This window comes from Gemmiger formicilis (genome assembly GCF_900167555.1).
GTDB classification, from domain to species: domain Bacteria; phylum Bacillota; class Clostridia; order Oscillospirales; family Ruminococcaceae; genus Gemmiger; species Gemmiger formicilis.
The window spans coordinates 172,042-195,039 of record NZ_FUYF01000004.1; the positions used below are offsets into that span (position 1 = coordinate 172,042).

25 protein-coding genes and 1 tRNA gene are annotated in these 22,998 nt (G+C 61.4%); 20 read left to right on the forward strand and 6 right to left on the reverse strand.

What is annotated here, in order from left to right; all coding sequences use genetic code 11:
* The first annotated feature begins 4 nt into the window (after positions 1–4).
* From B5D32_RS05425 to B5D32_RS05445, 5 genes are all read left to right on the forward strand, one after another.
* Positions 5–1,024: an L-threonylcarbamoyladenylate synthase gene (locus B5D32_RS05425; protein WP_078784085.1), complete on the forward strand. Its 1,020-nt coding sequence runs from the start codon at positions 5–7 to the stop codon at positions 1,022–1,024.
* Complete coding sequence (coaE, locus tag B5D32_RS05430; protein ID WP_078784086.1) at positions 1,021–1,656, forward strand: dephospho-CoA kinase; 636 nt, start codon at positions 1,021–1,023, stop codon at positions 1,654–1,656. Before B5D32_RS05425 ends, coaE begins: the two co-directional genes overlap by 4 nt.
* On the forward strand, positions 1,620–2,207 hold the full coding sequence (locus tag B5D32_RS05435; RefSeq protein ID WP_078784087.1) for a lytic transglycosylase domain-containing protein: 588 nt from the start codon (positions 1,620–1,622) through the stop codon (positions 2,205–2,207). Before coaE ends, B5D32_RS05435 begins: the two co-directional genes overlap by 37 nt.
* 21 nt (positions 2,208–2,228) lie before the next feature.
* A complete protein-coding gene (locus B5D32_RS05440) occupies positions 2,229–3,620 on the forward strand; it encodes an aminopeptidase (RefSeq protein WP_143402683.1) in 1,392 nt (463 codons plus the stop codon).
* An 88-nt stretch (positions 3,621–3,708) separates the two neighbouring features.
* A tRNA-Thr gene (locus B5D32_RS05445) sits at positions 3,709–3,784 on the forward strand.
* Between the two features lie 205 nt (positions 3,785–3,989).
* Here the strand turns inward: B5D32_RS05445 and B5D32_RS05450 are convergent.
* The 3 genes from B5D32_RS05450 to B5D32_RS05460 are packed head-to-tail and all read right to left on the reverse strand — an operon-like array spanning position 3,990 to position 6,291.
* Positions 3,990–4,841: a DUF2238 domain-containing protein gene (locus B5D32_RS05450; protein WP_078784089.1), complete on the reverse strand. Its 852-nt coding sequence runs from the start codon at positions 4,839–4,841 to the stop codon at positions 3,990–3,992.
* A gap of 12 nt (positions 4,842–4,853) precedes the next feature.
* On the reverse strand, positions 4,854–5,075 hold the full coding sequence (locus B5D32_RS05455) for a hypothetical protein (protein WP_078784090.1): 222 nt from the start codon (positions 5,073–5,075) through the stop codon (positions 4,854–4,856).
* A 31-nt stretch (positions 5,076–5,106) separates the two neighbouring features.
* On the reverse strand, positions 5,107–6,291 hold the full coding sequence (locus B5D32_RS05460) for a hypothetical protein (protein ID WP_078784091.1): 1,185 nt from the start codon (positions 6,289–6,291) through the stop codon (positions 5,107–5,109).
* A 58-nt stretch (positions 6,292–6,349) separates the two neighbouring features.
* On the opposite strand from B5D32_RS05460, the gene B5D32_RS05465 reads away from it, so the two are divergent.
* From B5D32_RS05465 to B5D32_RS05505, 9 genes are all read left to right on the forward strand, one after another.
* Entirely contained in the window at positions 6,350–6,661 is a 312-nt protein-coding gene (locus B5D32_RS05465; protein WP_078784092.1) for a YabP/YqfC family sporulation protein, read from the forward strand.
* Positions 6,658–7,806: a sporulation protein YqfD gene (locus B5D32_RS05470; protein WP_078784093.1), complete on the forward strand. Its 1,149-nt coding sequence runs from the start codon at positions 6,658–6,660 to the stop codon at positions 7,804–7,806. The genes B5D32_RS05465 and B5D32_RS05470 overlap by 4 nt, the downstream gene beginning before the upstream one ends.
* Positions 7,807–7,942: 136 nt before the next feature.
* Positions 7,943–8,941 (forward strand): PhoH family protein, encoded by a 999-nt coding sequence (locus B5D32_RS05475; RefSeq protein WP_078784094.1) that lies wholly within the window; start codon positions 7,943–7,945, stop codon positions 8,939–8,941.
* Position 8,942: 1 nt separating this feature from the next.
* Entirely contained in the window at positions 8,943–9,443 is a 501-nt protein-coding gene (ybeY, locus tag B5D32_RS05480) for an rRNA maturation RNase YbeY (protein ID WP_078784095.1), read from the forward strand.
* Positions 9,433–9,933 (forward strand): diacylglycerol kinase, encoded by a 501-nt coding sequence (locus tag B5D32_RS05485; protein ID WP_159446991.1) that lies wholly within the window; start codon positions 9,433–9,435, stop codon positions 9,931–9,933. The genes ybeY and B5D32_RS05485 overlap by 11 nt, the downstream gene beginning before the upstream one ends.
* Positions 9,914–10,825 (forward strand): GTPase Era, encoded by a 912-nt coding sequence (gene era / locus B5D32_RS05490; RefSeq protein WP_242943406.1) that lies wholly within the window; start codon positions 9,914–9,916, stop codon positions 10,823–10,825. Before B5D32_RS05485 ends, era begins: the two co-directional genes overlap by 20 nt.
* Before the next feature lie 287 nt (positions 10,826–11,112).
* On the forward strand, positions 11,113–11,856 hold the full coding sequence (recO, locus tag B5D32_RS05495) for a DNA repair protein RecO (protein ID WP_078784097.1): 744 nt from the start codon (positions 11,113–11,115) through the stop codon (positions 11,854–11,856).
* A gap of 18 nt (positions 11,857–11,874) precedes the next feature.
* Positions 11,875–14,247, forward strand: coding sequence for an endonuclease MutS2 (locus tag B5D32_RS05500; protein WP_078784098.1), 2,373 nt, complete (start codon positions 11,875–11,877; stop codon positions 14,245–14,247).
* Positions 14,248–14,352: 105 nt separating this feature from the next.
* Positions 14,353–15,303 (forward strand): hypothetical protein, encoded by a 951-nt coding sequence (locus B5D32_RS05505; RefSeq protein WP_143402684.1) that lies wholly within the window; start codon positions 14,353–14,355, stop codon positions 15,301–15,303.
* 282 nt (positions 15,304–15,585) lie between these two features.
* On the opposite strand, the gene B5D32_RS05510 is transcribed toward B5D32_RS05505, so the two are convergent.
* Positions 15,586–16,146, reverse strand: a complete 561-nt coding sequence (locus B5D32_RS05510) for a TetR/AcrR family transcriptional regulator C-terminal domain-containing protein (protein ID WP_078784100.1) — start codon at positions 16,144–16,146, stop codon at positions 15,586–15,588.
* A 296-nt stretch (positions 16,147–16,442) separates the two neighbouring features.
* On the opposite strand from B5D32_RS05510, the gene B5D32_RS05515 reads away from it, so the two are divergent.
* From B5D32_RS05515 to sigK, 3 genes are all read left to right on the forward strand, one after another.
* Positions 16,443–17,867, forward strand: a complete 1,425-nt coding sequence (locus B5D32_RS05515) for a radical SAM/SPASM domain-containing protein (RefSeq protein WP_338108534.1) — start codon at positions 16,443–16,445, stop codon at positions 17,865–17,867.
* Between the two features lie 324 nt (positions 17,868–18,191).
* On the forward strand, positions 18,192–19,052 hold the full coding sequence (locus B5D32_RS05520) for a sigma-E processing peptidase SpoIIGA (protein WP_159446992.1): 861 nt from the start codon (positions 18,192–18,194) through the stop codon (positions 19,050–19,052).
* Between the two features lie 14 nt (positions 19,053–19,066).
* Positions 19,067–19,762 carry an RNA polymerase sporulation sigma factor SigK gene (gene sigK, locus B5D32_RS05525; protein ID WP_078784102.1) on the forward strand — a complete coding sequence of 232 codons (696 nt, stop codon included), beginning with the start codon at positions 19,067–19,069 and terminating at the stop codon, positions 19,760–19,762.
* Positions 19,763–19,875: 113 nt separating this feature from the next.
* On the opposite strand, the gene B5D32_RS05530 is transcribed toward sigK, so the two are convergent.
* Complete coding sequence (locus B5D32_RS05530) at positions 19,876–20,397, reverse strand: hypothetical protein (protein ID WP_078784103.1); 522 nt, start codon at positions 20,395–20,397, stop codon at positions 19,876–19,878.
* 119 nt (positions 20,398–20,516) lie between these two features.
* On the opposite strand from B5D32_RS05530, the gene B5D32_RS05535 reads away from it, so the two are divergent.
* Positions 20,517–21,296 carry a SigB/SigF/SigG family RNA polymerase sigma factor gene (locus tag B5D32_RS05535; protein WP_078784104.1) on the forward strand — a complete coding sequence of 260 codons (780 nt, stop codon included), beginning with the start codon at positions 20,517–20,519 and terminating at the stop codon, positions 21,294–21,296.
* A gap of 237 nt (positions 21,297–21,533) precedes the next feature.
* On the opposite strand, the gene B5D32_RS05540 is transcribed toward B5D32_RS05535, so the two are convergent.
* On the reverse strand, positions 21,534–22,145 hold the full coding sequence (locus tag B5D32_RS05540) for an HAD family hydrolase (protein WP_078784105.1): 612 nt from the start codon (positions 22,143–22,145) through the stop codon (positions 21,534–21,536).
* Between the two features lie 125 nt (positions 22,146–22,270).
* Here B5D32_RS05540 and B5D32_RS05545 point away from each other — a divergent pair, with 125 nt between their 5' ends.
* Both B5D32_RS05545 and B5D32_RS05550 read left to right on the forward strand, forming a co-directional pair.
* A complete protein-coding gene (locus B5D32_RS05545) occupies positions 22,271–22,525 on the forward strand; it encodes a YlmC/YmxH family sporulation protein (protein ID WP_078784106.1) in 255 nt (84 codons plus the stop codon).
* Positions 22,526–22,632: 107 nt separating this feature from the next.
* Positions 22,633–22,986 (forward strand): ComEA family DNA-binding protein, encoded by a 354-nt coding sequence (locus B5D32_RS05550; RefSeq protein WP_078784107.1) that lies wholly within the window; start codon positions 22,633–22,635, stop codon positions 22,984–22,986.
* Positions 22,987–22,998 lie beyond the last annotated feature (12 nt).

A 22,998-nucleotide genomic window follows, 5' to 3' on the forward strand; every position in this document is an offset into this window, starting at 1 on the left:
AGCTATGAAAACACAGGTTTTGCCCATCACGCCGGAGAGCGTGGCACTGGCCGCCCGGCTTTTGCAGCAGGGTGAGCTCGTCGCCCTGCCGACGGAGACGGTCTACGGCATTGCCGCCGACGCCCGCAACGGCGAGGCAGTCAAGAAAATTTTTGAGGCGAAGGGCCGCCCGCAGGATAACCCGCTCATTGTGCATATCTGCGGCATGGAGATGCTGAACGGCATCGTCTCCGAGGTGCCCGAGCGCGCCAAAAAGCTGGCTGCCGCCTTCTGGCCCGGCCCGCTGACGATGGTCATGCCCCGCGGCCCCGAGGTCAGCGACGTGACCTGCGCGGGCCTTGACACCGTCGGCGTGCGGATGCCGTCCCACCCGGTAGTGCAGCAGGTCATACGGACAAGCGGCGTCGCGTTTGCCGCGCCGTCGGCAAATCTTTCCGGCAAGCCCAGCCCGACGAACGCGCCGGACACGCTGGCCGATATGGATGGCCGTCTGCCGCTGATTCTCGACGGCGGCGAGTCCAACGTCGGTGTCGAGTCCACCGTCGTCGCCGTGACGGGGGAGCACCCGATGCTGCTGCGCCCCGGCTACGTCACGAAGGAGCAGATGGAGGCCGTTTTGGGCGAGGAGGTCCTCGTCAGCCCGGCCATCCTTGAAAAGCTCAGGGACGGCGAGGTCGCGCGCTCGCCCGGCATGAAGTACAAGCACTACGCCCCCAAGGCGCAGGTCACGATCCTGCGCGGCGATTTTGCTAAATACAAAGAATTTATCAAGCAGCATACCGAACCCGGCGTCTGGGCGCTCTGCTTTGACGGGGAGGGCGCACAGCTGGGCGTGCCGTTCATCGAGTACGGAAAAAACCATGACGGCGTGACCCAGGCACACCACCTGTTCACAGCGCTGCGCGATTTGGACAAGCACGGTGCGCAGGTCGTCTACGCCCGCTGCCCCGAGCAGGACGGCGTCTCGATGGCGGTCTACAACCGACTCATCCGCGCCGCGGCGTTCCGGGTGGTCGAGCTATGAAGGTAGTCGGCATCACAGGCCGCAGCGGCTGCGGCAAGTCCAGTGCGACAAATTTCTTGCGGGAAAAGGGCTATCCTTGTATTGATGCAGATTTAGTTGCGCGGGAAGTGCTGCTGCCCGGTTCGCCCTGCATTGCACAGCTGCAACAGGTGTTCGGCGCGGATATTGCCGACGAAAACGGCACGGTGCGCCGCCGCCTGCTGGCAGACCGCGCATTTGCCACGCCGGAGGGCACGGCGGCCCTGACAGACATCACCCAGCCGGAGATCCTGCGCCGCATCGACGCCGCATTGGATGAGGCCCGGCGGGGCGGGGCGGACCTTGCCTTTGTGGACGGTGCGGTCATTGTCGGCACGCCGTTTGAGGCGCGCTGCGACGCCCTGATCCTGGTCACGGCCCCCTATGAGACGAGTGTGGCCCGCATCTGTGCCCGCGACGGCATCGCGCCCGAGATGGCCCGCCGCCGTCTGGATGCGCAGACCCCGCTGGAAACGCTGCGCGCCGCCGCCACGGCAGAGCTGGTCAACGACAGCACGCCGGATGCCCTGCGCGAAAAGCTGCGATCCGTTTTGAATGGATTGGAGAAGGAGGGAACATGCCAAAAGCCAAAAAGCGAAAAAGAAGCATTTTAGCACCGATCCTGGCGCTGCTGCTGGTGCTGGCCCTGGCGGGAACGCTGCTGTTCAGCGCCTTCCGCGATAAGATCGAACACTGGGAATACCCGCAGCGCTTCACAGAGTACGTCGAGTATTACGCCGGGAAATACGGCATAGACCCGATGATTTTATACGCCTTCATCCGCACCGAGAGCAATTTTGATCCGAACGCAGATTCCGACGCCGGGGCCAGGGGACTCATGCAGATCACCGAGGTCACGTTCGACTGGATCAAGATGAAAATCGCCCCGACGGAGAGCCTGACGTTCGACGACCTCTACGACCCCGAGACGAATATCCGGTTCGGCAGCTACTTTGTCAGCTACTGCCTGGACCGCTACAGCGGCCATCTGGCCACCGCCGCCGCGGCCTACCACAGCGGCGTGGGCACCGTGGACGGTCTGCTCGGGCAGGAGGCGTACTCAACGGACGGCGTTACGCTGGACCATTACCCTTACCCGCAGATGCGGCTCTACGTAAAAAAAATCACCGAGAGCTATCAGCACTACTCGGAGATTTATAAATAATATTTAGAAAGGATTCTCGAAATGAAAACCACCGAGGAACTGAAAAATCTGCTCTATAAAAATGAAACGGTAGCCGACGCGGCCCCCGATGCCATTGCTGCCGCGCAGGACTTCTGCGAGGGCTACAAGACCTTCCTGGACAACGCCAAGACCGAGCGCGAGGCCACGGCCTACAGCGAAAAGCTGCTGACCGCCGCCGGCTATCAGAAGTTTGTGCCCGGCACGAGCTACGCCCCCGGCACCAAGGTCTACACCATCAACCGCGAAAAGTGCGTGCTGGCCGCGACCATCGGCACGAAGAACCTCGAGGAGGGCTTCCACCTGAACATTGCCCACATCGACTCCCCGCGCCTCGACCTGCGCCCCGTGCCCGTGTTTGAAAAGACCGGCATCGGCTACCTGCGCACCCACTACTACGGCGGCGTGCGCAAGTACCAGTGGCCCACCATCCCGCTGGCCCTGCACGGTGTCATCTACCGCGCCGACGGCACCAAGGTCAACGTCTGCATCGGTGAGAAGGACGACGACCCCGTGTTCTGCATCACCGATCTGCTGCCGCATCTGGGTGCCAAGCAGAGCGCCAAGACGCTGGCCGAGGGCATTACCGCCGAGGACCTCAACGTCATCATTGCGTCCCTGCCCATCGAGGATAAGGACGCCGAGCAGCGCGTCAAGCTCAACGTCCTGGGCATGCTGAACGAGGCCTACGGCATCACCGAGCGCGACTTCACCCGCGCCGAGATCGAGGTCGTGCCTGCCTACAAGGCCCGCGACATCGGTCTGGACCGCGCTATGATCGGTGCCTACGGCCACGATGACCGCGTGGACGCTTACCCTGCGCTGATGGCCGAGATCGGGACCAAGAGCCCCGTCTATACCTCCGTCTGCGTCCTGACCGACAAGGAGGAGACCGGCTCCGACGGCGTCACCGGCCTGAACAGCATGTACACCTTCCACTTCCTGCAGCAGCTCTGCGCAGGGCAGGGGGCGGACTACATCACGGCCTGCAAGGCCGCCAAGTGCCTGTCTGCTGACGTTACGGCGGCCTACGACCCGACGTTTGCAGACGCCTTTGAGCCCGACAACGGCACCTACGCAGGCCGCGGCGTGGCCATTTACAAGTACACCGGCTCCCGCGGCAAGTCCGGCACGAGCGATGCCTCCGCCGAGCTCGTCAGCTACCTGACCGGTCTGATGGACGCCAACAGCGTTGTGTGGCAGATCGGCGAGATGGGCAAGCTCGACCTGGGCGGCGGCGGCACGGTTGCCAAGTATGTCGCCAATCAGGACATCGACACCATCGACATCGGCGTACCCGTGCTCTCGATGCACTCTCCGTTTGAGATCGTCTCCAAGGCCGACGTTTACATGGCCTACCTGACCTTCAAGGCCTTCTGCGAGGACGCGGAGTAAACTACATCCCGCAGGACAGCAATAAAATTTTCGTCAGGGTATTGACTTATCCGGGAAAATCTGTATAATATTTATTGTTGTCTTGCGTGCTGGTGTGGCTCAGTTGGTAGAGCAGCTGATTCGTAATCAGCAGGTCGCCGGTTCAAGTCCGGCCACCAGCTCCAAGTGAAAAGCCCCGATACATCGTTGAAAACACGATGCGTCGGGGCTTTCTTTTTGCCTGTATTCATAACGAAAGACTCGCAGCGGCGGGATGCTTCAGCATCCTCAGCTACTGCGAGTCCTTGGGCAATACCGCACAATTCCCGCCTGACGGCTTACGCACCGCTCCGGCGGTGTGAGAGGTCGGCTCCTGTTTAAGAGAGCCTCTTACTCAATTTCGTTTTTTTCGGGCGCTTTGGACGGTGCATCCTTCGGGCGGGTGCTGTTGTTGGCTACCGGGATGAACCGTTTGGCAAACTTGTTTTCGCCGCGGCTGCACACGTAGAAGTAGCCGATGATCGAGAACGTCAGCGCACCGATGAAGTTGACGAACAGATCCTCCATCGTGTCCAGCAGACCAATGTCCAGATACCCGCCCAGCCCCAGTGCGGTCTGGGTGCCGTCCGCCTGCACGACGATGACGTCGGTGATGTTTTTCAGCACAGTGGACGTATTGCCGCCCGTGGGGTCCAGCATGATGGAGCCAATCGTGTTGACGACGGTGTCCTTCTGCATATCGAGGAAGAACAGCTGGTCCATCGTACACTCAAAAAATTCCCAGATGACGCCGACGGTCATCGAGAAGCAGAACGCCACGATGGCCAGATACAGCGGCGACAGGTGGAACCGCGCCTCGCTGTGGCGGTTCAGAATGTCCAGCAGCGAGAACCCGATGGCCGCGCACAAAAAGCCGTTCAGCGTGTGCAGCACCGTGTCCCAGTAGGGGAAGGTGACGTAGTACGCGCCGATCTCGCCCATGATTTCCGCTGCATAAATGAACAGCAGGATGATGATTTCCAGCGTGTTCGGCAGGGTGATGTCCAGCTTTTTTTCCAGGACGCTGGGCATCATGAACAGGATAAGCGTCAGCACGCAGAGAAAAACGTTTTCAAAGTTGCCGTTGAAAATCTGTGCCAGCATGACCAACACAACCGAGATGCGCAGCAGGATATACACCATCGTGACGGAGCGTCTTTCGCGCCAGACGGCTTTCCATTCTTCGAGTTTCGGGTGATCCATGACTTCTCCTTTTCAGTCGTCCAGTGTAAAATCCCGCGGGTCCAGCTCGGGCAGGACCTGGCGGCGGGGGATGCGCATCAGCGGGTCATAGCTGAATTTGCGGCAGCAGTAGTAGGGCGACACAACGCCCTTGCGCTTGCATAAAATCATTTTGGGGTCGGCGGCGGTGGAGCCGTGCAGGCAATAAGCACACGCCGGGGCAATATGTGCGCCGTAATAGGTCTTTTTAAACATTAGACTCACCCTCAAACCACAAAATATACTATCATTTATTATAAATGCTTTGCCGGGCCTTGTAAAGAGCTGCGCAGAGAAAGACAAACCCCGCCGCCGCGGCGTCCGGTGGCAGACGGAAAACCGGCAGGACGCGGGCGGCCAGTGTACTGCATACCGTCACGCTGCCGGGCAGCAGCTGCGCACACACCCTGACGAGCAGCTGCAAAAGTACAAGGTGCACCGCGCGGCTGAAAACTAGCAGCCGCGGGCGGTACGCCGCCCCGGCAAACAGCCGCAGCTGCGCCCAGACCGAGACACCGAGCACGCTCAGGCAGGCGCAGCAGCCGTACAGCGCCGCCGCCCCGCCCAGCGCCGCAAAGTCCGCGCATCCGGCGCTGACCTCCAGCGTCGCGCTGACAGCCGTAGGCGGCAGCGGTAGCACTGCCAGCAGCACAGCGCCCACTATGCGGAAGAATACAACGCACCCGCAGACCGACAGCGACGACGTGACCGCGGAGGATATGGCCTGCGGCAACCCCTTGGCCCCCTCTGCGAGGAGGCTCCCGCCGCAGCGGGTGGGAGAGAGAACCTTGCTGTGCCCCGAAACCTCCCGGGTGCAGTTTGTAGGGGCGAACATGGTTCGCCCGTCAAGTTGGCGTGGCTGTGCTTTTCCGGAAAGGCCGCTCCCATCGGAAACGGCCAGCGGGCGAACAATGTTCGCCCCTACAATGTGGGATAGCAACTGACAAACCGCTCCCGCCCCCAAATTCGCCCCGATCTGCGCCGCGTACAGCACCACGCCAAGCCGTACATTCCCCAGCAGGGCCCCGCCGACGCAGCCGATCACAAACCCGGGCCCGGAGCAGCAGCCCAGCACCTGCAAAAGTGCAGCATCCCGCCGCGTAATGCGCCCCGCACCGTACAGCTGCCCGGCCAGCCGTGCACACACTGCATATCCGCCGACCCAGGACAGCAGCAGTGCCCGCGCGGTCTCGGCGGATTCCAGCCCCAAGACCCGCTGCATGGGCCGCAGCAGGACGGCGGGCGGCGGGGCAGCGGTCAGCAGCTCGCACACGACAAAAAACGGGAACAGCGCGGGTAAAACGCTTTGCAGGCAGAGCGCCGTGCCCCCGGCAAAGCCCCGGGCCGCGGCCTCCGGTACGGCCAGCACAAGCACCCCGAACGCCAGCGCTGCCGCTGCTGCAAGCCCCTGCCGATTTTTGCCGTTGTTCATATTGCGCACCTCACTGCGTATACTGGACTGACAAGTCTTGTGCGGGGAGGGAACAGCCATGAAACCGAAAAAGCCGCGTCCCCGCAAGCCACGGGAGCGCCCTGACCTGCGCCGTCTGGCGGCTCCGCCGCCCGCGGACTTCTACCGTCTGCCGGAGCTGGAGCTGCGCGGCGGCAATCTGCTGACCGACGGCTGCCGCAGGGTGCTGGACTTCACGCCGCAGCGCATCTGTCTGGACATGGGGGACACCCTGGTAACATTGTATGGCGCGGACCTGCGGATAGAATCCTTCGCGGGCAAAAGATTGATCGCGGCGGGGCGGTTCGCGCGCATTGAGCTGCGCAGCAAGTGGGAGGTGCCGCAGGAATGAGGCTGCAATTCTGGGCGGCGGATACCCTCCGCTTTTCGGTCACAGGGCCGCAGCCGCACCGCTTTTTGAACCGTGCCGCCGCGGCGGGCGTGCGGCTGCGGCGCGTCCGCTGGCAGCGGGACGGCTATGCGGCTACGGTCAGCGGTGCAGACCGCCGCCGGTTGGAGAAAATCGCGCGGGACGGCGGCTGGACGCTTGCCGTGACCGCCCGCCGCGGCCCGGGAAAGCACACGGAGCGCCTGCTGCAGAGCCGCCCCGGGCTGGCCGCGGGGGCCGTGCTGTTTTTGCTGCTGGTGCGGACGCTGGGCGGCCTTGTCTGGTGCATCGACTTTGGCGCGATGGACCCCGGTCTGCAGCCCGCCATGCGCCAGCTTTTGGCGGACTGCGGCATTCATGAGGGCGTGCTCCTGACAAAGCCGCTGCTGCAGACCGCGCAGGCACAGGCTTTGCGCCGCAGTGAGGTGTTCGGCTGGGTCAGCCTGAACTTTACGGGCGGCTGCCTTGCCATCGAGAGCACGCCCTCCCAGACCCAGACTGTGCGGGAGCCGCCGCCCCGGCAGGGCCTGTACGCCAGTGCGGACGGGGAAATACTCGCCGTTGAGATCGAGAGCGGCTTTGCAGCGGTGACGGTGGGGCAGACCGTCGCCCGGGGCCAGCTGCTGGCCGCCGCTGAAAGGCTGGACCGCAAGGGCAACGCTGTGCCGCAGGGCGCCGGCGGGCGCGTTATAGCGCGGGTACAAAAGCATTACACAGCCAGCCAGTCCCTGACGGCAGAGACTTCCGCCTACACGGGCCGCAGCAGCGTGCAGACGACGCTGTACCTGCCGTGGCGCAGCTATACAGACGAGCCGGAGGACCCGCTGACCGGCATCACGCAGACAGACTGGCTGCCCGTGCAGCTGGGCCGCCTGGCACTGCCCGCCAGCCTTTGCCGCGTGACGACCTGGGAGCAGCTGCCGGACACGGTGCAGTATTCCGAGGCTGCCGCCGCCGCACTGGCCCTGCGCGCCTGCCGCGCCGCGCTGCTGGCCCAGTTCCCGGATGCGGTCATCGAGGCAGAGCAGCGCGAAATTTCCGCGCAGGAAGGCGCAGAAACGGCAGCTGTGACCTATATTTTTACCGCCAACATCGCCGCACCGCCGTGATTCGACATTTTTTGCTTAGGATGACGAAATGGCTGATAAAATTTTGTGCAATATTCATAGTTTCTTTTGCGAAAAACTGTGATATAATCTAAATGTATAGCTATGTGCTACACCATGGAACCGGGAGGCTGAAAATTTGGCAGAACGATCTTTGGAACTGGACAGCATTGAACTGGCCGCAGCCATCTTTGGCAGCGGCGACCAGAATATCCACCTGCTGGAAAAGGAATTCCGCGTCACGGCGGTCTGCCGCGGCTCGGTGCTGCGCTTTACCGGTGAGCAGAAGGATGTGGACGCCGCCGCCCGCGCCGTGGACGGCATGGTCACCCTGATGGAAAACCACACCCCGCTTGAGGAGCAGACCGTGCGCTACTGCATCAGCCTGGCCCACGGGGGTGAGGAAAAGCGCCTGCGGGAGCTGACCGACGATTTCGTCGCAGTCACGGCCAAGGGTCGTCCCATCCACCCCAAGACGCTGGGCCAGAAGGAATATCTCGCCGCCATCCGCAAAAATGCCATCACGTTCGGCGTCGGGCCTGCGGGCACCGGCAAGACGTATCTGGCTGTGGCAATGGCGGTCAAGGCGTTCAAGTCTAAGGATGTCAGCCGCATCATCCTGACCCGCCCCGCCGTCGAGGCGGGGGAAAAGCTCGGCTTTCTGCCGGGCGACCTGCAAAACAAGGTAGACCCGTATCTGCGCCCGCTCTACGACGGGCTGTTTGATCTGCTGGGGGCCGAGACGTTCCAGAAGCTGTTTGAAAAGCAGGTCATCGAGGTTGCACCGCTCGCCTATATGCGCGGGCGCACGCTGGATGACGCCTTCATCATCCTGGACGAGGCCCAGAACACCACGCCCGAGCAGATGAAGATGTTTCTGACGCGCATGGGCGTCGGCAGCAAGGTCGTGGTCACCGGCGATGTGACCCAGATCGACCTGCCGGATAAGGTGCGCAGCGGTCTCATTGATGCCCTGCATGTCCTGCGGGACGTCGAGGGCATCGCGCAGGTTCGCCTGACCGAGAAGGACGTCGTGCGCCACCGCCTGGTGCAGCAGATCGTAAAAGCGTATGAAAAGGCCGCCGAGGAGAAGGCTCCCGGCAGCCACAACCATAAACAAACAATGGAGGTCGATTAACGTGTCCAATAAGGTGTTGATTACGAACGATCAAAACGTGGTCAAGGTCCCTTCCGGGCTGCGCATCCTGATCCGCCGCAGCTGCAACGCGGTGCTGGATTTCGAGCATTTTGACGGTCCGGCGGAGATCAGCGTGACCTTCGTGGATAACAACCGCATCCACGAGCTGAACAAGGAGTACCGCGACAAGGATTCCGCCACTGACGTTCTGAGCTTCCCGCTCGGTGAAAACGGCGAGTATGACATTGACGAGGACAACGGCTGCAAGCTGCTGGGCGACATCGTCATCTCGATGGAGCGCGCCATGGAGCAGGCCGAGCTGTACGGCCATTCTTTGCAGCGTGAGGTCGCGTATCTGACGGTACATTCGATGCTGCACCTGCTGGGCTACGACCATGAGGCCGGCGGCCTGGAGGCTGTGCGCATGCGCGAGAAGGAGGAGGCTGTGCTCATCCAGCTCGGCCTGCCGCGCACGGTTTCCTATACCAACGATGAAATTTGAGCAGCTGACCCGCTTTGCGCGGGGCTTTGTCTATGCCTACAACGGCATACGCGCCGCTGTGCAGGAGGAACGCAACTTCCGGTTTCACCTCTGCGCGGCGTTCTATGCCTTTGTGGCGGCATTCTGGGCGGAGCTTGACCCCGTGGAGACCGCGCTTATCGCACTCTGCGTGGCGGCGGTGTTGGCGCTGGAGCTTGTCAACTCCGCGATTGAGCGCGCCGTGGACAAGCCCGACACCACCCACTGGTGGAGCGCAGGCGCGGCCAAGGATATGGCCGCGGGTGCAGTGCTCGTCATGGCGGTGGGAACGCTGATCGTGGCCCTCTGCGTGTTCTGGCCGCGGCTGGGCACGCTGTGGGCTAACTTTACGCTGCGCCCCACACGACCGGCGGGGCTGGTGCTGACGCTGGTCATCTTCTGTAAATTCATTTTCCGTTCTTCCAACTCAACAGAGAAAGGCAAACAACCGAATGGCAAAACCGATTCCTGAAATGCCCTCCAGCGTATTTGTGGCGCTGGTGGGCCGCCCCAACGTGGGCAAATCCAGCCTGACGAACTACCTTGTGGGCGAAAAGGTCGCTATTGTGACCAAAAAGCCCCAGACGACCCGCAGCCGCATTACCGGCGTCATCACCAAGGGCCCCGTGCAATATGTGCTGATGGACACCCCCGGCATCCACGCCGCCCGCAACAAGCTGGACGCCCGCATGACCCAGACCGCCGCCGCCAGCCTGAAGGACGTTGATGTGACGATGATGCTGTTTGAGCCGGCAGGGGAGTTCACCGACGCCGAGCTGACGATGGTCAAGGCGCTGCAGAAGGGCGGCCCGGCCATTGCCGTTATCAACAAGGTGGACCTGCTGGATAACTTTGCCGCGCTGGAAGCCCGCAAGAAGCAGCTGGAGGATTTCGGCTGTTTTGACCACATCGTCACGATCTCGGCTAAGGACGGTACGGGCTGCGATGAACTGTTTGCCATGCTCAAGCCCTACGGCAACGAGGGCCCGCACTATTTCGATGATGACGCCTTCACCGATATGCCGGAGAAGGAGCTTGTCGCAGAGCTTGTGCGCGAGAAGGCACTGCTTTTCCTGCGTGAGGAGGTGCCCCACGGCATCGCCGTTGTTGTCGAGCGGTTTAAAGAGCGCCCCGACAAGGATCTCATCGACATTGACGTGGACATCTACTGTGAGCGCAAGAGCCATAAGGGCATGATCATCGGCAAGGGCGGCCAGATGCTGAAAAAAATTGCCTCCGCCGCCCGCATGGACATTGAGGAACTGCTCGGCGTCAAGGTCAACCTCCAATGCTGGGTCAAGGTCCGCGAGGACTGGCGCGATAACGAACTGCAGCTGAACTCGCTGGGATTTGCGAAGCCGTAAAGCCGCTGCACGGCGTAGGGGCGGGGCATGCCCCGCCCGCAGCCTACCCGTTATAGAGCATTATCCGTAAGGCCGCGGGCCGGACATGTCCGGCCCCTACAGCATTTGCAAATTTATTTTATTCCCCATTCCGCCAACATCCCCGCGCCCCCTCTGCTACACTGTAGCCATGGGGGTGAACGGCATGGACAAAACGGCGGACGACTGGCGGCGCTTTGCGCAGACAGGCAGCATTTACGACTATCTGACGTACAAAAATCAACAAAACACAGCACGGGAGGACGTATATGCAGGTGGCAACAACGGGCCTTGTGCTGCGGCAGGTCAAGGTGGGCGAGGCGGACCGGATCCTGACGATCCTGACGCCTGACCTCGGCGTGGTGTCGGCGTCGGCCCGCGGCAGTCTGCGGATGAAGAGCGCCCTGTTCAGTGCAACAGGGCTGTTCTGCTACTCGGAATTCACGCTCACCAGCGGGCGCAGCCACTATTTTGTGGACACTGCGCAGGTCAAAAAGGTGTTCCACGGCATCTCTGCGTCCATTGAGGGGATGGCTCTGGCCAGCTACATGGCGGAGATCGCGGCGGAGCTTTCCCCCGCGCCGCCCGAGGCCGACGCCCAGCTGCGCCTGCTTCTCAACTGCCTGTATATGATCAGTGAGCGCCACTATCCCTGCGCGCAGCTCAAAGCCATCTATGAGCTGCGCGCCCTGACGCTGGCGGGCTATATGCCGGACGTGCTGGCCTGCGCGGGCTGCGGTAAATACGACGGGGGAGAGTTTTACCTTGACCCTGTCGAGGGCCGTCTGCTCTGCGCCGACTGTGCCGAAAAAGCGCGCCATATCACGAATCTGGACAACGGCGCACTGTACGCCCTGCGCCATATCTGCCTGGCCGAGGATAAAAAGCTGTTCGGGTTCAAAATCTCGCCCGAGAGCTTACAGGAACTTTCCCGCACCAGCGAGCAGTACACGCTGGCGCATCTGGAGCATGGGCTGAAGAGCCTGGATTTTCTCAAATCTGTACTTGAATAAGGAGACCTAAACCCTGTTATGGATACCGCCTATAAAACAACACTGGAGCTGGACAAGGTCCTGAACCGCGCTGTGCAGCTCTGCGCCTGCCAGGAAACGAAAGAAATGATGCAGGCGCTGGAGCCGGCCCCCACGATTGAGGATGAGCGCTACGACCTGACCCAGACCAACGCCATCAACGCGCTGCTCATCAAGAACGGCAGTCCCCGCTTCGGCAGCGTGCGTGAGGTGCGCCGCATCGTTGCCCACGCCCGCAAGGGGGGCATCCTCTCGATGGGTGAGCTGCTGGAAATTGCCGCGACCCTGCGCAATTTCTCGGGCCTGTCCCAGTGGTACGGCCTGAGCGAGCATGAGATGCTGCCCACCGACGACCTGTTTTTTGCGCTGGCCCCGCAGCCGGTGCTGGAAAAGCAGATTTCGGAGAGCATTCTTTCTCCCGAGGAGATGGCCGACACTGCCAGTGTGACCCTCCACGATCTGCGCCGCAAAATCCGCCAGACCGAGGATTCCATCCGCACCAAGCTCGATAACATCATCCGCAACTCCACCACCAATAAATTTTTGCAGGATGCCGTCGTTTCCCTGCGCAATGGCCGCTACGTCGTGCCCGTCCGCGCCGAGTACCGCGGTGAGGTCGGCGGTGTCATCCATGACGTCTCGTCCACCGGCGCAACGGTCTTTGTAGAGCCTACCGCCGTCGTCGAGGCCAACGCCCGCATCATGCAGCTGCGTGCGCAGGAGCAGGAGGAGATCACCCGCATCCTGACCTCGTTCTCGACGCAGGTCGGCTCGCTGGAGCCGCAGTTCACCTACAGCTATGACGCGATGCTCAAAATCGACCTGCTGCTGGCAAAGGCCCGGCTGGCTGTGGAGCAGAACGCCTTTATGCCCGCCGTCAGCGACACGGTGCACTTCAAGCTGAACAAGGCCCGCCACCCGCTCATCGACAAGAAAAAGGTCGTGCCTGTGGACATCGAGCTGGGCAGCGAGTACGACACCCTCGTCATCACCGGCCCGAACACCGGCGGCAAGACCGTTTCGCTCAAAACCGCGGGCCTTCTCAACGCGATGGCCCAGTACGGCTTCCTGATCCCCGCGCACGAGAGCAGCATCGTCTGCCATTTTGACGAGTACCTTGTGGACATCGGCGACGAGCAGAGCATTGAGCAGAGCCTGTCCACCTTCTCCGGCCACATGAAGCGCATCAGCGGCATTCTCGACCTGGCGGGCCACGCCACGCTGACCCTGCTTGACGAGCTGGGCGCGGGCACCGACCCTGCCGAGGGCGCGGCGCTGGCCGTCAGCATTCTCGAGCAGCTGCGCCGTCAGGGCAGTCTGCTTATGGCCACGACCCACTACGCTGAGCTGAAGGTCTACGCGCTGGAAACGCCCGGCGTCGTCAACGCCAGCTGCGAGTTCAACGTCGAAACGCTGATGCCCACCTATAAATTGAGCGTCGGCGTGCCGGGCAAATCGAACGCCTTCCTCATCAGCGCCAAGCTCGGCATCCCGCAGGAAATTATCGACGCCGCACGCAATCACATGTCGAACGACGATAAGCGCCTCGACAGCGTGCTGTCCCAGCTGGATGACCTGAAGGTCCAGCTGAAGGAGGCCCAGGCCGAGGCCGAGCAGGCCCGGTATGAGGCGGAGCACGCGCTGGAAAGTGCCGAGAAGAAACGCGACGACCTGATCAAAAAGGGTGAGGAAGAACTCGAAAATGCCCGCCGCCAGGCCCATGACCTGATGCAGCAGGTGCAGAACGAGGCCTACAGCCTGACCGACGAGCTGCGCCGCATCCAGAAGGACGAAAAGACCAGCGCTGCCCAGCGTGCTGTCCGTGCCCGGGAAATTGCCCGCAGGGATACCGAGACACTGCTGAAAAAGACCGACGCCAAGCCGCAGCCCGTAAAGGAGTTTGTGCCTTTGAAGGAGGTACAAATCGGGCAGGAGGTCGTTATCGCAGACCTCGGCCAGACGGCCACTGTCACCGCGCGGCCTGACCGCAACGGCATGGTCGAGGTGCGCGCCGGCATCATGAAAACGAAGGTGCCGCTGACGAACCTGCGCGCGCCCGATAAGATGGAGAAGCGCAAGCCTGCCGAACCGCGCCGCTCGACCCGCGTGCAGCTCGACAAGAGCCGCAAGACCAGTATGGAGCTGAACCTGCTGGGCTACACCGTGGACGAGGCCCTGAACGAGGTGGACAAGTTCCTGGACAGTGGTATGCTGCGCGGGCAGTCCACGCTCTATATCATTCACGGCAACGGCACCGGCGCGCTGCGCACGGCCATCCAGAAGCATCTGCGCACCCACAAGGCCGTCAAGAACTTCCGCCTGGGCCGCTACGGCGAGGGCGAGAGCGGCGTGACCGTTGTGGAATTAAAGTAAAAATCAAAACAATCCGCGTGTTTTGTCTATGGCAATCGCTCACCGAGTTTGCTATGCTAACAGTATTACGATAATCGTTTTAATAATAAATTAACAGGGGAGCGAGTGAACGCTTTGGCTATGGATTACAACAGCACACGCAGCTTTACCATGACGCTGGCACACCGCGCTGTGGGGGACATCCGCCGCGGCGGCTTCCGCCAGCTGCGCAACTATGTGGATATGTGTGCCACACTGGCTAAAAAGCAACAACAGAAGGACTTTTTTGCCTACGCGCAGAAGGCTCTGCAGCGCACGGACAGCTGCTACTACAGCCTTATCCACCGTTTGTTGGATTCCGTGGATGAGGATCGCATCTGCACCGTCGGCGTCAATATGGGCTTTGGCGGGTTGATTTACGGTGCCAGTGAGCTGAAAAAGCAGGCTGACCTCGAAGGTCAGCCCATTGCCTGGATCACGGCGGCCCGCTGTGGCGACGAGCGCCTGAGCGAGCTGGTGCCCAAGGCCGCTAGGCACGGCAGCTTTGTCTGGCTGCTGGATGCGACGGACACCGACCCCGCGCAGGTCGTGCTGCTGGCTAAGGCCAACCCGCAGAGCGCCTTCGGTCTGCTGGCTGACCCGTCCGCACTGACCGAGGACTGCGTCAAGACGCTTGCGGCATGCCGCAATCTGGTGGTCATGCCGCTGCTGCAGACGCCGGAGCTGACCCCCGAGGTCTGCCGCGCCGCCCGCCGCCTGAAAGCCCAAAAGATGTTCTATGTGCTGACGGTTCTCATCGATGACGAGACCGCGGGCGAGGTCATGCAGGACGACTGGCTCGAGAGCATGGCGCAGGAGACGCTTTGCTGCATGTGTGCCCGCAAGCCCGGCACATCGGACGAAACCGCCCGGAAGCTGCGCCGCAGCATCGTGAACGGACGCCTTGAGACCGGCAAGCCCGTGCTGCTGCTCGACTGGGACGGCGATGTGCGCTATCTGAACAACCGTATTTCGGAGTATATGACCTTCGGCAGCGTCCTGCTGGAGGGCAGCACCTTCCCTTTGCAGTTGGGCTGACTTCTTGGCCCCCTCTGCGCGACATCCGTCAGGCCGCGTTCCTTGCACACTTTGCAGTTAGGCTAACTTCTTGGCCCCCTCTGCGAGGGGGCTCCCGCCGCAGCGGGTGGGGGAGAGAACCTTACACCAGCTCGAAATACTTCGGGTTATGGCAAAGCTCGCTCCCTCCGGCCCTTCGGGCCACTTCCCTCGACGAGGGAGGCGAGTACTGCCGCATAAAATGACAAAAACCGACCCCGTACCGATGTTATGATCGGATACGGGGTCGGTTTATTTTTGCGTTTATTGCGGATCGCCGCGCAGCAGCTTCTGCATGATCTCGTGGTTGAACACCGGGATCGACAGCTCCGACATGTTGGACAGGGCGTTGCTCTTCATGCCGCTGAGCACCCACGGAATCAGGATACCCATCATCGCACCGGCAAAGAACTGCCCGATCTTGCGGGTATCCTCGGCGCTGGCATCGGGGTTCAGCTCCCGCACGTTCTGCTCAAAGATGGAGCGCAGATAATCGAACATATATTGCTGCAGGCTGTTCTGCCCGTTATAGGCAAGGGCATTGCAGTAGAACACCTTGTTTTCCAGAAAATAGGTCTCCAGCGCCGCCAGCAGGGCATTCCAGCTGGAATAGGCGCTGAGCTCCACCAGAAACCGGGTGATGCCGCTCTGGAAATACCAGTTTACCAGATCGTACTTATCCTCAAAATGGTAATAGAAGGTGTTGCGGCCCACATTGGCGTGATCGACAATGTCGTTGACAGAAATTTTCTCCAGCGGAGTCGTGGCCATCAGCTCCTGCAGACTCTGGGCCAGCAGCTGCTTGGTTTGATTGGAACGAGGCATAGCAATCCTCCTGTACGGTAGGTGGTAAAATTATATACCTGCATTATAACACAAATTCGACATAAAGTGCAATGCTTTGTGGGAAGAACAAAAGAAGAACAAAAGGCAAGACCACGCAGACGTTGTATGACAATTTGCGCGGAGTGTTTGGTTTTGCCCGCAGCAGCGGGGTCTCCGGGCTGTCTAGTTGAACATTCCACGGCTTTTGTCTATGTACACTAAGCCGAAAATAAGCATAAAATAGTGCCATACCAAATGAGTGTCCCAAACGGAGAGAAAAAGGAGAGCAATCTATCATGCCGATGAATAAAGTGGTTCATGCCGCTCAGCGCGCTGCATTCAGCGCTGCCATTGATTCTGCCATCAAGGCCGTGCGCGGCAAAGGCCCTGAAAATATGGCCGAGCAGGCCGTCAAGCTCGTCAACCTGGCCCAGCCTCTGCTGGCCCACCGTTACCCCGATGCCGACTGGGACAAGGTCCGCGCCTTTGTGTCCGACCCCGGCAGCAAGTGGATGGAGTACGCCTACAAGGCTATCAACGAGATCGACCCCCACATCCTCAAGATGAACACCCTGAACCTTGTGTATGAGGGTATGTTCGCGGGCTATAACTACGTCATGGAGCTGCGCAGGAAGTATGACTGCAACATGCCGTGGATCCTGCTGTTCGACCCGACCTCCGCCTGCAACCTGCACTGCAAGGGCTGCTGGGCTGCCGAGTACGGCAACCGCCTGAACCTGAGCTTTGAGGATATGGACCGCATCGTCACGGAAGGCGAGGAGCTGGGCATCCACTGGTACATGTGCACCGGCGGTGAGCCGACCTGCCGCAAGGAGGATCTGTTCAAGCTGGCCGCCAAGCACCAGAACTCCGTGTTCCACCTGTTCACCAACGGTACGCTGATCGACCAGGCTTTCTGTGATCGCGTCAAGAAAGTCGGCAACATGGCCTTCTTCATCTCCATCGAGGGCATCGGTGATGCCACCGATGCCCGCCGCGGCGAGGGCGTCTATGACCGCGTCATGCACGCCATGGACCTGATGAAGGAGAACGGTCTGCTGTTCGGCACCTCCATCTGCTACACCAGCGCCAACTACAAGGCCGTCACGAGTGATGAGTTCATGGATATGCTCATCAGCCACGGTGTACGCTTCAACTGGTACTTCCACTATATGCCCATCGGTGACGGTGCAAACGTTGACCTGATGCTGAACGCCGAGCAGCGCGAGTATATGATCCACCGCGTGCGAGAAATCCGCGGCTACACCGGCGGCAAGCCGATTTTCTGCATCGACTTCCAGAACGACGGCGAGTACATCGACGGCTGCATTGCCGGCGGCCGCCAGTATGCCCACATCAACCCGGCGGGCGACGTTGAGCCCTGCGTCTTTATCCACTACTCCAACGCGAACATCCACGACAAGAGCCTGCTGGAGTGCCTGCAGCAGCCGCTGTTCAAGGAGTACCACAAGGGCCAGCCCTTCAACCACAACCACCTGCGCCCCTGCCCGATGCTCGAGAACCCCGAGCTGCTGGGTGAGATGGTCAAGCGTTCCGGCGCCCACAGCACCGATATGCAGCAGCCGGAATCTACGGACGATGTTTTCCGCCGCTGCCGCCCCTACGCTGACCAGTGGACTCCGTCCGCTGACCGCATCTGGGCCGAGGAGCACCCCGATTGCGCTTCCTGCGCCAGCTGCTCCGCCTGCGCATCCAAGTAAAATCGCATAAATAACATTTCACGCCCCGCTGTGGTTTGCAGCGGGGCGTTTTTGTTTGGTTTGGCTTCCCCCACGGGGGAAGCTGTCAGCGGCCCCGCCCGCTGACTGATGAGGGGGAGCCTTGCCAATACCATCCGCTAACGGGTGACCACGCAAGCCTGCCCCTCATCCGGCCTCGGGCGGGGTCTCGGCCACCTTCCCCCCGTGGGGAAGGCATTCATCTTGTCAGCTTTTCGCACATCCCACCGTCCGCGGATTTTCTCCCCAACCGGCGCATATAGTGGTAGCATGGCGGCAAAAAGGGGAGGTGGGCGTATCAAAACGGTGGTGTATCTCGATGTGCTGCTGCTGACGAATTTCCTGACGGCGTACCTTCTGCTGCTGGCGGCGGGGGCGCTGAGCGGCCAGCGTGCGCCGTTTGCCCGGATGCTGGCGGGCAGCGCACTGGCGGCGCTCTCGGCACTGATTTTGTTCGCGCCCGAGCAGCCGTACCCCGTGCAGGTCGCGTACAAGGCCGCCACGGCGCTGGGCATCACGGCGGCAGCGTTCGGCTGGCGGAGCAGGCGGCGGCTGGTGACGGCGGCCTGCTGGTACGCGGCGCTGAACATTGCGCTGGCGGGGGCGGTCCTTCTCGTCATCCTGCGCACCGGCACCCGCGTGGCGGATACGGCAAATTTGACGGTCTACCTGCGTGTTTCGCCGCTGCTGCTGTTGGCACTGTCCGGGGCCTGCTGCGCAGCGGTAGAACTGGGCCTGCGGCTTTTCACCCGGCGGGAGGCACCCACCAAAACCGCAGGTCTGGAGCTGGAGCTCTGCGGCCAGCCCGTCCGGCTGCGCGCGGCGCTTGACACCGGCTGTCATCTGCGCGACCCCGTCACCTGCCTGCCGGTGCTCGTCGTCAGCTACCCGGATGCGAAGGCCCGTCTGCCGGACGCGGTCAACACCTTTTTGGACCAGTGGTTTGCCGGGGCCACTCGGGCCGACCCGCCGCCCGGCACGCGGCTGCGGCTGGTGCCCTGCGGCACGGCGGCAGAAAAGAGCCTGCTACCCGGCTTTGCAGTGCAGGGCATTGGGCTGATCACCGAAAACGGTGTGCTGGGGCTGGGGCGCAGCGCCGTGGTGTTTGCGCCGCGCAGCTTTGGCAGCACCGCCTACGAGGCACTGTACGGAAACGATTTTATGTAAGGGGGTAAATTGCTATGCTCAAGGAGCTGTACCTTTTGTGGCTGCGGCTGGCCGCGCCGCAGGACCTGCACTATATCAACGGGGCCGACACCCTGCCGCCGCCCCTGCCGCCGGAGCAGGAGCGCGCCGCTCTGGATGCGCTGACCCGGGGGCAGCCGCAGGCACGGGACCTGCTCATCACACATAATCTGCGGCTGGTCGTGTACATTGCCAAGAAGTTTGAAACGCCCACCGCGGGCATCGAGGACATGATTTCCATCGGCACTATCGGGCTTATCAAGGCGGTCAACACATTCGAGCCGACGAAAAACATCAAGCTGGCAACCTACGCCAGCCGATGTATTGAAAACGAGATTTTAATGTACCTGCGCAAAAGCTCGAACCGGCGGCAGGACGCCAGCATAGACGAGCCGCTGAACACCGACACCGACGGCAACGAGCTGCTGCTGATGGACGTGCTGACGAGCGACGACCCGCAGGTCGGCGAGGAACTGGAGCGCAGCGCCGAGCGCGCCGCCCTGCGCGGTGCGGTGGGGCGGCTGTCGCCCCGGGAGCGCCGCATCATGGAGCTGCGCTTCGGCCTCAACCACGAGACGGAGCACACCCAGAAGGAGGTCGCCGACACACTGGGCATCTCCCAGAGCTATATTTCCCGGCTCGAAAAGCGCATCATCCGCCGCCTGCGCCGGGAGCTGGAGGCAGTGGGATAAAAAATCAGCAGCCCCGTAGGGGCCGGGCGTGCCCGGCCCGCGGCCTGCCCGTCAGCAGGAACCCCCGGAAAGCCGCGGACCGCACATGTGCGGCCTCTACAGGGCGATGCCTTTTACACCACCGCCTCCGCCCGGGTATTCGTCACAAACTCCACCGCCAGCCCGGCAATCATGTTCATCTCGGGCTGCAAAGAGTACAGCAGGTACTCGTACCCCTCCCGCGTCCACGATATACCGGTGATGCGCCCGGCGTTCTGGCTCTGGGTCACGGTGACACCGTCAATGTCGTACTGCTGTACATCCTCAAATGCCAGGTCAAAAAAGCCGACGGGGTAAAGCATCTGCCCGGTCCTGGCCGTGCGCAGGCTCATACGGCGGCCCGGCACAATGTCGTAGTCGATCTCCGAGACCTGCCCCTCAATGAGCCAGTAGCGGTAGGGAATGATGGTTTCATTGCTGGGCGCGGACGAGACGCGGAACCCGCCGGTCTCCCCATAGTTGGGCTGTAGATACTCGGTGCGGGTCTCGCGTCCGCAGTGCGCCTCCTCCCGCCGCAGGACCAGCACAAGCACCAGCGCCACCGACACCACGGCCAGCAGCACCAGCGCAAGGACAAACCACAGGGAATCTACCATAAAAATCCCTCCTTTTCCGTATGCTATGCCGCGGCGGTGCGCCGTGTGCAAAATTTACCGGTTTGCCGCTGTGCATACCCGCCCATACTCCCGGTAAATAAAAACTGGGGGTCAGTAGGATGTATGCAGGAAAAGTAGAGCTCTGCGGTGTGGATACGGCGCGTCTGCCCGTGTTGAGCGAGGCCGAAAAAAGCCGCCTCATCAAGGCGGCCCGGGCGGGGGACAAGCAGGCCCGGCAGGAGATGGTGCAGGGCAATCTGCGGCTGGTGTTAAGCGTTGTACAGCGGTTTGCGGGCCGCGGCGAGAACATGGACGACCTGTTTCAGGTCGGGTGTATCGGGCTCATCAAGGCCATCGACAACTTTGACCCGGCGCAGAACGTGCGGTTCTCGACCTACGGCGTGCCGATGATCGTCGGCGAGGTCAAGCGTTACCTGCGGGACAACAACGCCGTGCGGGTCAGCCGCTCCATCCGCGACCTGGCCTACCATTCGATGCAGGCGCGGGAGGAGCTGCAAAAGCAGAACGGGCGCGAGCCGAAGCTCTCCGAAATCGCCGCCCGGGTCGGCCAGAGCCCGGAGAACGTCGCTATGGCGCTGGAATCCGCTGTGACGCCGACGAGCCTGTATGAGCCGGTCTACTCCGACGGCGAGGACAGCTTTGCCCTTCTGGATCAGCTGCGCGACGCCACAGGCGAGGAAAGCTGGATCAGCGACATGATGTTCCGCGACACGGTCAGGGCACTCACACCGCGGGAGCGCCGCATCATTGCCCTGCGCTATCTGAACGGCAAGACCCAGACGCAGGTGGCAAAGGAGATCGGCATCAGCCAGGCCCAGGTCAGCCGCTTGGAAAAGGCCGCGCTCAACCATATCAAGGAACAGATCTGCGCGAACTGAGCTTTAATTATCAAAAATGCTTTGTAGGGGCGAACATTGTTCGCCCGCTGAAGCCTTGCGGCAGTACGGATCTTCCGGGTCGATGGCGAGCATCGACCCCTACAACGTAGGGGCGGATTCCATATCCGCCCGGGAACTTGGCCACTGCCGCACATGACCTGCGGGCGAACAATGCTCGCCCCTGCATTCTCTGCACACAAAAACGGCAGCCCATCCGAACTGCCGTTTTACATTCTGCTATTCCACCTCGATCCCGCAGGCTCCCAATGCGCGGGTGAAGGACTTCGGGTTCTTGTACAAAATGCCGGTGATCCCCAGATTGTACGCAGCCTGGGCGTTGGCCTTGTTGTCGTCAACAAAAATCGACTCATCGTAGGCCAGGTGGCAGGTCTGCATCAGCGTTGTAAAAATCTCCGGCTCGGGCTTGCACAGGTGTACATCGCACGAGGCAATGCCGCCGTCAAACAGCGAGAACCACTCCCGCTGGCGCAGCTCGTCCATAACGTCCGTCGGGATGTTCGTCAGGTAGTACAGGCGGTACCCGGCGGCCTTCAGCTTGCGCATGATCTGCACGGTGGTCTTATTGGTTTCCAGCATCGTGAACCACTCGTCAAGGCAGGTCTGCACCTCAAACACGCGGTTGGCGTGGGCGGCCTTCTCCAGCATGATCTTATTGGCTTCCTCGCGGGTGATGATGCCGCGGTCCAGATCCTGCCACTCCTGGCTGCCAAAGACGATGTCGTAGGTTTCCTCCTCGGCGCGGCGGTTCATGAAGTGGTCCATCAGAAAATCCCTGGGATTAAAATTGACGACAACGCCGCCGAAATCAAAAATAATATTCTTGTACATAAAAACCTCCCTGCGGGGCAGTGTGTGTTTTCTTTATTATACACGCCCCGGGGCAATAGGGCAAGGCAACAATTTCACTTTCCCGGCATAGAATAGACCGGAAAAACCGGAAAGGGAGGCACGCCATGACCCTGCGCGATCTGTCAGCCAAGGACGTCATCCAGCTGAAAACCGGGGAGAACCTGGGCCGCATCGACGATGTGGTCTTTGACGAGCACGGCGGCCAGCTGCAATCGGTCATTCTGCGCGGGCGGGCGCACTGCTTCGGTCTGCTGGGCTGCGACGATGACCTGATCCTCCCGTGGGAGAGCATCCGCACCATCGGCACCGACGTCATCATGGTCGATGCCGGGCCGCTGCCCGGCGCGCGCCGCCGCTGATGTCTGCAAATCGTATATTTTGTGTAAAATTCCGCAAAAATCGGCTGTATTTTTTGGGATACTATGCTATAATTAAAATTCAACAGGCGGAAAGTGAGGAATCGGCCATGCAGACCACGCGCAGATTGGCAGTGCTGACCGTGCTGGCCGCGGTGCTCATCGCGGCGGGGGCGCTGTTCCTCATTGCTCCGGTCTGGCAGCCGCAGCGCCCTGCCGCTGCGTATGTCCCGGCGGCGGTACACACTGCCGAGCCGGAGGCACCGACCCTCATTGACATCAACACGGCCACGGCGGAGGAACTGACCGCCCTGCCGGGCCTTGGCCCCCGGAAGGCCGCTGCGCTCGTAGCCTACCGCGAGGCGCACGGCCCGTTTGCCACGCTGGCGGACGCCGCTGCGGTAAAGGGCATATCCCTGCGCATGACAGAAAGCTGGGCGGGCCTGGCCGCTGCCAATCATTAGGAGGAGATACAC